Origin of the sequence: Allopontixanthobacter sp. (assembly GCF_034376665.1) — a bacterium.
GTDB lineage: Bacteria > Pseudomonadota > Alphaproteobacteria > Sphingomonadales > Sphingomonadaceae > Allopontixanthobacter.
On the sequence record NZ_JAXMJI010000098.1, the window covers coordinates 1 to 9501 of the forward strand.

Below are 9501 nucleotides of genomic sequence, written 5' to 3' on the forward strand. Positions count from 1 at the left end.
ATGCTGCGCAAGGCGAGCGAGCGGACCGTCAGCGGACTGTGGGACCTGATCGGCAGGCTCGTCGACATCTTCCAGCCAGACGAATGTGCCAACTACTTCAGCTCATGCGGCTATGAACCAGAATGGTAGGAAAACGCTCTAAGCCGAAGTTGGTTCAAGATAAAAGCTAAGGGCGGCCCGCTGGGTCGCCCTTTTCTTTTTGCGCGCCCGGTCTATGATGCGACAGAGAACAATTGGGGACGCAAAATGGTGATGAAACAGCCGGTAACGGCCCGTTTCCAGATACCCCCGGCAGATTTATCGGGATTCTTCACCAGTTTTTACGCTGCCGAGGTTTCACCGGACGGAGCGGCTCCCCTGACAGACTGGCTGCATCCGGAGTGGGGCGGACTGCGGATATTCTGCGGTGCTACACCGGAAAGCCGCATCGCCGACCAGCCGCCGCTGGCCAATGCCGATCTCGTGCTTACCGGGCCAAGCAGCGTTCCCCTGCATTTCTCCATCGGCGAGACCCGCATTTGGGGCGTGGGGTTCCTGCCGCTTGGCTGGGCGACGTTCGTTGGCCAATCGGCCGACCGCTACGCCAACACGGTAAACGACGGGCGTACCAACGGGGATTTCACCCATTTTGTGCCGCTGGCGGACAGGCTGACGCAGGAACTGAGGCGACAACCCGATACCGGCCCTGCTGATCTTTTCGCGATCATGGAGGAATTTTTCCGCCACGAGGCGCCGCGATTCGGCAATTGCGATCCACGAATTCAGGCGATCCATTCCGCCTTGATCGAGCCCGAATTGCCCGATGTGTGCGAGTTGGCGGAGCTGTGCGGCGTCCACCCGCGCACGTTGGAACGACTGTGCCGCCGCCACTTCGGCTTCTCACCGAAGCTGCTGCTCCGGCGCCAACGCTTCATGCGCAGCCTTACGCGCTACATGCTCGACCCGTCCCTGCGATGGATCGGAGCGATCGATCCGCATTATGTCGATCAATCCCATTTCGTGCGCGACTGTCACAACTTTCTGGGCATGGCACCCAGTGAATACGTCAACCTCGACCATCCGATCCTCGCCGCCTTCATGCTGGAGCGCAAGCGTGTGCTCGGTTCGCCCGTACAGACGCTGGATAGACCTCTGCCGCATTGACCTTGCCTGCCGCGATCCGGGCTTCCGGCAAACGCGCTTTGCGTTGCGCGGCAATTGGCGCTAGCGGGCCAGCCTATGACTGAATTGAAAGATCGCACCGCGGCCAGCCTTGCCGCAATCGCCGCTGCCAATACGCTGGACGCGCTCGAGGCGCTGCGGATCGATGCCCTGGGCAAGCAGGGCTGGATCAGCGAATTGCTCAAGACCCTGGGCAGGATGACGCCGGAAGAACGCCAGACCCAGGCTCCCGCCATTCAGGCCGCGCGTAGCGAAGTTGCGGACGCACTGGCAGACCGCAAGCAGGCGCTGGAAGCCGCCGATCTTGAAGCGCGGCTGGCAACCGAAACGCTCGACCTGACCTTGCCCGCTCCTGAAAGCCCACGCGGCAGCGTCCACCCGGTCAGCCAGGTGATGGACGAGCTGGCGGAGATCTTCGCGGATCTTGGGTTCGCCGTCAAAACCGGACCGGAAATCGAGGACGAGTGGCACAATTTCACCGCGCTCAACATGCCCGAAAGCCACCCGGCGCGGGCGATGCACGACACGTTCTATTTCCCCGACCACGATGATCAGGGCCGCCGGATGCTGCTGCGCACGCACACCTCGCCGGTGCAGATCCGCACCATGGTCGCGGAAGGCGCGCCGGTACGGATCATCGCGCCGGGACGGGTGTACCGGTCGGACAGCGACGCCACCCATACGCCGATGTTCCACCAGATCGAAGGGCTGGTGATCGACCGCGGCATCCATCTCGGCCATCTCAAATGGACGCTGGAAACCTTCCTCAAGGCGTTTTTCGAGCGCGACGATATCGTACTGCGGCTCCGCCCGTCCTATTTCCCCTTCACCGAGCCATCGGTGGAGGTCGATGTCGGTTTTGCACTGGAAAATGGGCGGCGCGTGCTCGGCGGCAGCGGCGATGCGCCGGGCCATGCATGGATGGAACTGCTCGGGTCGGGCATGGTCAACGCCCGGGTGTTGGAAATGTCCGGACTCGATCCCGCTGAATGGCAGGGTTTCGCCTTCGGTCTCGGGGTCGACCGGCTGGCGATGCTGAAATACGGGATGGACGATTTGCGCGCTTTCTTCGACGGCGATATCCGCTGGCTGCGGCATTACGGGTTCAGCGCGTTCGATCAGCCGACCCTGTCCGGCGGCGTGGGAGTGCGGGCATGAAGTTTTCCCTCGCATGGCTCAAGGATCATCTGGAAACCGATGCGGACGCGGCCGAACTGGCGGCGGCGATGAACCGTATCGGGCTGGAAGTGGAAGGATTGGAAGACCCGGCGGAGCGGCTGGCAGGTTTTACCGTGGCCGAAGTGCTGACCGCCGCGCCCCATCCCGATGCGGACAAATTGCAGGTGCTGACGGTCAGCACCGGGACAGGCGATCCGCTGCAGATCGTGTGCGGAGCGCCGAACGCGCGTGCCGGGATGAAGGGCGTGCTCGGCCAGCCTGGTGCCGTGGTTCCGGCGAACGGCATGGTGCTGCGCAAAAGCGCGATCCGCGGGGTGGAATCCTCCGGCATGATGTGCAGCGTGCGCGAGCTGGAATTGGGCGACGAGCATGACGGGATCATCGAATTGCCCGCCGATGCACCGGTCGGATCGAGCTTTGCCGAGTATCACGGCACCAGCCCGGTGTTCGACGTGGCAATCACGCCCAACCGGCCCGATTGCATGGGCGTTTACGGCATCGCCCGCGATCTTGCGGCGGCAGGCATGGGAACGCTCAAGCCGGTCGCCATCCCGGCCTTCACGGCTGAGGGGCCATGCCCGGTCGAAATAAGAACCGACGATCCGGAAGGCTGCCCGGCATTCTATGGCCGCGTCATCAAGGGCGTCCGCAACGGCACTTCGCCCGACTGGTTGCAGCAGCGGCTTGCCAGCGCCGGACAGCGCCCGATCTCGCTGTTGGTGGATCTGACCAATTATCTGATGATTGGCTATGGCCGTCCCGCCCATGTGTACGACTTGGCCACGCTTCGCGGCGCAGTGATTGCCCGCCGCGCGGGCGGAGGCGAGCAGGTGGTGGCGCTCAACGAAAAGACCTACACGCTGGACAGCAGCATGACGGTGATCGCCGACGATAACGGGGTGCATGACATCGCCGGGATCATGGGGGGTGAGGATTCGGGCTGCTCCGACGCGACGACCGATGTTCTGCTGGAGATCGCCTATTTCGATCCTGACCGCATCGGCGCGACCGGGCGCAAGCTGGGGCTGACTTCCGATGCCCGGACCCGGTTCGAACGCGGGGTGGACCCGGCTTTTCTCGAAGACGGCCTCGATCTGCTGACCGGTTTGATGGTGGAGCTGGCAGGGGGGACACCGTCCGAAATCCTCCGCGCCGGATCACCGCCCACAGCAGCCGGGGCCGTCACTTTCGATCCGGCTTTGACGCAGCGGTTGGGGGGCGTTTCGGTTGAGCTTGCCGAGCAGCGGCGAATCCTCGAATCGCTCGATTTCGCGGTTGAAGACACGGCCGTACCGTGGTCCGTCACACCGCCCCTCCGGCGCCGCGACATCGAAGGACCCGCCGATCTGATCGAGGAAATCGTACGGATTTACGGTATCGACAAAGTCGCCAGCACCGCCTTGCCGCGCGCCGAAGGGGTCGCGGCGCCGACCGCTTCACCGGCGCAGGCCCTCGAACGCCGCCTGCGCCGCAGTGCGGCTGCACGCGGTCTGCACGAGGCGGTGACATGGTCCTTCCTGCCAAGGCCGCAGGCGGAACATTTTGCGGTTGATGGTCAGCCCCTGTGGGTGCTCGACAATCCGATCAGCGAAGACATGAAGGCCATGCGGCCATCGCTTCTGCCGGGGCTTCTGTCTGCCGTAAAACGCAACCAGGATCGCGGCGCATCCAGCCTGCGCCTGTTCGAAATCGGGCGGCGCTATTTCCGCAATGCCGATGGGTCGAGCGACGAACGGCTGACGCTGGGCGCGGTGCTGGCGGGCGAGAAGTTTTCCCGGGCGTGGGCCCCAACCATCAATGGCGGCAAAGCGGTGCATTTCGATGCCTTCGATGCCAAGGCGGAAGCGCTGGCGCTGCTCACGGAAGCGGGCGCGCCGGTGGGCAATCTGCAGATCATGCAGGAAGCCGGCGACCAGTTCCACCCGGGCCAGTCCGGGACCTTGCGGCTCGGTCCGAAAAACGTGCTCGCCCGCTTTGGTGCGCTGCATCCCACGACGCTTGCCGCGTTCGACGTATCGGGCCCGGTGGTTGCGGTGGAGATTTTCCTCGACGCGATTCCCGCTCGCAAGGGCGCAGGCGGCTTTGCACGCCCCGCGTATGCCCCTCCCGCGCTTCAGCCGGTCAGCCGCGATTTCGCCTTCCTGGTGCCTGCCGCGCTGCCCGCGGCCGATCTGGTCCGGGCAATCGCCGGAGCGGACAAGGCCAGCATCACCGGAGTTCGGGTGTTCGATGACTTCCGCGGCCAAGGCGTCCCCGAAGGCAAAAAGTCGCTGGCGCTGGAGTTGACACTGCAACCCGGCGAGAAAAGCTTCCGGGACGAGGAACTGAAAGCGATTTCGGACCGCATCGTGGCGGCCGCGGCCAAGCTCGGCGCGGAGCTGCGGGGCTGATCATGGCATCAAGCTCTCAGAACCCGCGCCGCACCTTCGCGATCATCTCGCATCCCGATGCCGGCAAGACCACGCTCACCGAAAAGCTGCTGCTGCAAGGCGGCGCAATCCATCTCGCGGGCGAGGTCAAGGCGCGGGGGCAGGCGCGGCGCGCGCGGTCGGACTGGATGAAGATCGAACAGCAGCGCGGCATTTCGGTGACCTCCAGCGTGATGACCTTCGAGCGCGAAGGGATCACCTTCAATTTGCTCGACACGCCGGGCCATGAGGATTTTTCCGAGGATACCTACCGTACGCTAACTGCGGTCGATTCCGCGATCATGGTGATCGATGCCGCCAAGGGGATCGAGCCGCAAACGCGCAAATTGTTTGAGGTCTGCCGGCTGCGCTCCGTCCCGATCATCACCTTCGTCAACAAGGTCGACCGCGAAGGGCGCGACACCTTTGAATTGCTCGATGAAGTGGCCGATATGCTGGCGCTGGACGTCAGCCCGCAAGCCTGGCCGATCGGCATGGGCGGGCAATTCGAAGGCGTGCTCGATTTTGCCACGGGCATGGTCGCGCGGCCGGAAGGTCCGAGCAAGGAATTCAAGGGACGGCGCGACAAGGACCCGGTGCTGCCGGAAAAATTCGCCGACGAAGCCGAACTGGCGCAGGCGGGCTATCCCGAATTCGATCTCGAAGCCTACCGCAATGGCGATCTGACGCCGGTTTATTTCGGATCGGCGCTCAAGAATTTCGGCGTGACCGAACTGATCGAGGCGATCGCCGATTTCGCGCCGCCGCCGCGCCCGCAGCCCGCCGGGGACGAGCAGATTTCGCCTGACCGCGATGAAGTGACCGGCTTCATCTTCAAGGTCCAGGCCAATATGGACCCCAACCACCGTGACCGGATTGCCTTCATGCGGCAGGTTTCCGGCACTTTCAAACGCGGGATGAAGCTCACCCCCAGCGGGCTGGGAAAACCGATCGCGATCCATTCGCCGATCCTGTTCTTCGCGCAGGACCGGGAGCTCGCGGACACCGCGGAAGCGGGCGACATCATCGGCATCCCCAACCACGGCACGCTGCGGGTGGGGGATAGCCTGTCGGAAAAGAACATCGTTCGCTTCACCGGCCTGCCCAATTTCGCGCCGGAAATCCTGCGCCGGGTAGTGCTGAAAGACCCGACCAAGACCAAGCAGCTGCGCAAGGCGCTGGATGATCTGTCCGAAGAAGGCGTTATCCAGGTGTTCTACCCGGAATTCGGCGCGAACTGGATCGTCGGTGTCGTCGGCCAGCTGCAGCTGGAAGTGCTGATCTCGCGCCTGTCCGCCGAATACAAGGTCGAGGCCGCGCTGGAACCGGCCCCCTTTGACACGGCGCGCTGGATCCGCGGGAGCGACGAGGCAGTAGCAACCTTCGAGGGGTTCAACCGCGCCAATCTCGCCCGCGACCGCGACAACGATCTGGTGTTCCTCGCCCGGTCGGCATGGGACGTGAATTATCAGCAGGAAAAACATCCCGAGCTGGTTTTTTCCGCCACCAAGGAACGGTGACAAGAATCCTTTCGCAGCCTAACAGGTCTAGATGGCCGACTTTACCGACACGCTAACCCCCGATCACATCGCGATGATCGAACGCCAGCCGATCTTCTTCGTCGCCACCGCGGCGGAAGGGGCGCGGATCAATCTCAGCCCCAAGGGGTATGATGCGTTTCGGGCGCTGGCGCCGGACCGAGTCGCCTATCTCGATCTCGGCGGTTCGGGCAACGAGACAAACGCACATCTGCTGGCCGACGGGCGGATCACGATCATGTTCTGCAATTTCCAGCAGCCGGCGCTGATCCTGCGGATCTATGGTCGGGGCGTACCGGTGCTGCCGCAGGACGAAGGCTGGGACGCCCTCGCGGCGAATTTCGTGCTCCTTCCGGGAACGCGGCAGATTTTCGACATTGCCGTTGACTCCGTTCAGACCAGCTGTGGCTACGGCGTGCCGGTGATGGCGCTGGAACAAGAGCGCGCGACGCTGATTAAATATCACGCGCAATACGATCCGGTCAAATGGATGGCCAAGACCGCCGCGCGCGTCGCCAGCATCGATGGGCTGCCCGCGCGCCCGACGGACCGCTACATCGCCGGTGACACCTGACCGCCTGATGCAACTGACTTTCGCCAGTTACAATATCCACAAGGCGGTGGGCACCGACGGCCGGCGCGATCCGGACCGGATCATCACGGTCCTGCGCGAGGTGAATGCGGACATCATCGCCTTGCAGGAAGCCGACTTGCGGTTTGGCGACCGCGCGACCGTGTTGTCCCGTGCTGCGCTCGACGACACCAAGTGGCGCGCCGTGGAAGTGGCCAAGCGTCCGCGCAGCCTCGGCTGGCACGGCAACGCGCTGCTGGTGCGCCGGGATTTCGAAATCCTTGACGCCGCGCCGGTCGATCTGCCGACGCTGGAGCCCCGCGGAGCCGTCAGCGCCGATATCATCGCAGGCGGGCAGCGATTCCGGGTCGTGGGCACCCATCTCGACCTGTCGGGCCTGCGCCGACATGACCAGGTGCGTGCGATCCTGAAGCATTGCGGAAACTGCGATGTCGAATGCCCGACCGTGGTCATGGGTGATTTCAACCAATGGGGCCACCGCGGCGGCATCATGCGGGCCTTTCTGCCGCCGTGGCAAGTGCTGTCACCCGGCCGTAGCTTCCCCAGCCGCCGCCCGCTAGCCCCGCTCGACCGGATCATTCTGTCACACGAATGGACCGGCACCACAATGGGTGTGCACCACAGCCGCTCTTCCGCCGAAGCCTCCGACCATTTGCCGGTGTGGACTTCAGCCAGCCTGCCTTGAAAAGAGGCACTGCTTAATTATTCGGCAATAGCTCATCGGCATGAGCCTTGGCTTCCTGGCGAAACTTCAGGTTTCCCCGCTCCTTAGGATTCTGGCACGAAGATTGCTCCAGCGTCCCTGCCGGTGATCGTCCGGTTAGTAGCAGGGGGGCTCGATGAAATTCATCATTGCCATCATCAAACCATTCAAACTTGACGAAGTTCGCGAAGCGCTGACGGCGATCGGCGTTGCGGGCATGACCGTATCGGAGGTCAAGGGATTTGGCCGCCAGAAGGGCCAGACCGAAATTTATCGCGGCGCCGAATATTCGACCAATATGCTGCCCAAGGTGAAGATCGAAATCGCGGTGAGCGATGAAATCGCTGCGCAGGTGGTGGAAACCATCAAGGAAACCGGCAGCACCGACAGCATCGGCGACGGGAAGATCTTTGTCTTCGACCTCGCTTCGGCAACCCGCATTCGAACCGGTGAAACCGGCGATACGGCGCTATGACTGACATGAGGAATATGACGATGATCCGTAAAATGATTTGCGGCGCAGGCGTGCTTGGCACGTCGATGTTCGCCGCCACTGCCGCGTTTGCGCAGGAAGCCGCCGAGGCGGTTGCCGAAACCGTGGCCGAAGTCGCTCCTGCCGTGGCAGAGGCTACCCCTGCTGTTGCCAATCCGGGCAATAACGCCTGGATGATGACCTCTACCATCCTCGTTCTGCTGATGATCCTGCCGGGTCTTGCGCTGTTCTATGGCGGTTTGACGCGTTCCAAGAACATGCTCAGCACCATGACGCAGGTTGGCGGCGCTGCGGCGCTGGCGATGCTGATCTGGGTGATGTGGGGCTATTCGATGGCTTTCGGCCCGATCACTTCCGAAGGGTTCATCGGTAATTTCGTCAGCAGTGGCAGCCTGTTTTTGTCTTCGGTCACACCGGACACGACGGCCGCAACGTTCTCGGACGAAGTCATTTCGGAATATGTCTTCGTCAGCTTCCAGATGACCTTTGCGGCCATCACGGCGGCACTGGTTCTGGGCGCAACCGTGGAACGGATGAAATTTTCCGCCGCGATGCTGTTCACGGCAATCTGGCTGACAATTGTCTACTTCCCGATTGCCCACATGGTGTGGGCTGGCGGCGGACTGCTGTTCAAGATGGGCGCGCTCGACTTTGCCGGGGGCACTGTGGTGCACATCAACGCCGGTGTCTCCGCATTGGTGCTGGCCATGATCCTCGGCAAGCGCAAGGGCTACCCCACTGAACCGATGCCGCCGCATTCCATGGTCATGACCATGATCGGCACCGGAATGCTGTGGGTCGGCTGGTTCGGCTTCAACGCCGGTTCGGAACTCGAAGCCGACGGGATTGCCGGTCTCGCCATGATCAACACTTTCGTTGCGACGGCGGCGGGCGCGTTTTCCTGGATGCTGATGGAACGGCTCGCCGGACACAAGGCGTCGGCACTGGGCTTCTGCTCGGGCGTCATCGCCGGACTGGTGGCGGTAACCCCGGCCGCAGGCAACAGCGGGCCCTTCGGCGCGATCGTTCTCGGCGTCCTTGCTTCGATCGTCGCCTATTTCGCGGTTTCCAAGCTCAAGAACAAGCTCGGCTATGACGACGCGCTCGACGTGTTCGGCATCCACGGCATTGCCGGGATCGTCGGCGCTCTCGGCACCGCCATCGTCTACCAGCCGCAGTTCGGCGGACCGGGTGACGGCTCCACTGCCATGGGCGCGCAGCTGACGACCCAGATCGTCGCCGTTGCGGTTGCGGTGGCCTGGGCCGGAGTCGGCACCGCAGTGATCGCCTATATCGTCAAGGCTGTTACCGGCCTGCGGGTTACTCCGGAAGTCGAGCTGGAAGGCCTCGATATCGGCGAACACGGCGAACGCGCCTACAACTGACACCCGAATTGGCGGGCCGGGCATCCTCTCCCGCCCGGCTCG

At 63.2% G+C, this 9501-nt stretch carries 8 protein-coding genes and 1 pseudogene; all 9 read left to right on the plus strand.

Annotated features, from left to right (window positions below; genetic code table 11):
- Positions 1-129, plus strand: a pseudogene (locus U0988_RS10905) (IS630 family transposase); the annotation flags it as partial.
- Between the two features lie 117 nt (positions 130-246).
- Positions 247-1143: a helix-turn-helix domain-containing protein gene (locus U0988_RS10910; protein ID WP_322292652.1), complete on the plus strand. Its 897-nt coding sequence runs from the start codon at positions 247-249 to the stop codon at positions 1141-1143.
- Positions 1144-1218: 75 nt separating this feature from the next.
- Positions 1219-2319, plus strand: a complete 1101-nt coding sequence (gene pheS / locus U0988_RS10915) for a phenylalanine--tRNA ligase subunit alpha (RefSeq protein ID WP_322292653.1) — start codon at positions 1219-1221, stop codon at positions 2317-2319.
- Entirely contained in the window at positions 2316-4730 is a 2415-nt protein-coding gene (gene pheT / locus U0988_RS10920; RefSeq protein WP_322292654.1) for a phenylalanine--tRNA ligase subunit beta, read from the plus strand. The genes pheS and pheT overlap by 4 nt, the downstream gene beginning before the upstream one ends.
- 2 nt (positions 4731-4732) lie before the next feature.
- Positions 4733-6268, plus strand: a complete 1536-nt coding sequence (locus U0988_RS10925) for a peptide chain release factor 3 (RefSeq protein ID WP_322292655.1) — start codon at positions 4733-4735, stop codon at positions 6266-6268.
- A gap of 31 nt (positions 6269-6299) precedes the next feature.
- Entirely contained in the window at positions 6300-6860 is a 561-nt protein-coding gene (locus U0988_RS10930) for a pyridoxamine 5'-phosphate oxidase family protein (RefSeq protein WP_322292656.1), read from the plus strand.
- A gap of 7 nt (positions 6861-6867) precedes the next feature.
- Positions 6868-7563 carry an endonuclease/exonuclease/phosphatase family protein gene (locus tag U0988_RS10935; protein WP_322292659.1) on the plus strand — a complete coding sequence of 232 codons (696 nt, stop codon included), beginning with the start codon at positions 6868-6870 and terminating at the stop codon, positions 7561-7563.
- Positions 7564-7717: 154 nt separating this feature from the next.
- Positions 7718-8056 (plus strand): P-II family nitrogen regulator, encoded by a 339-nt coding sequence (locus U0988_RS10940; protein WP_322292657.1) that lies wholly within the window; start codon positions 7718-7720, stop codon positions 8054-8056.
- Between the two features lie 20 nt (positions 8057-8076).
- Positions 8077-9459 carry an ammonium transporter gene (locus tag U0988_RS10945; RefSeq protein ID WP_322292658.1) on the plus strand — a complete coding sequence of 461 codons (1383 nt, stop codon included), beginning with the start codon at positions 8077-8079 and terminating at the stop codon, positions 9457-9459.
- Positions 9460-9501 lie beyond the last annotated feature (42 nt).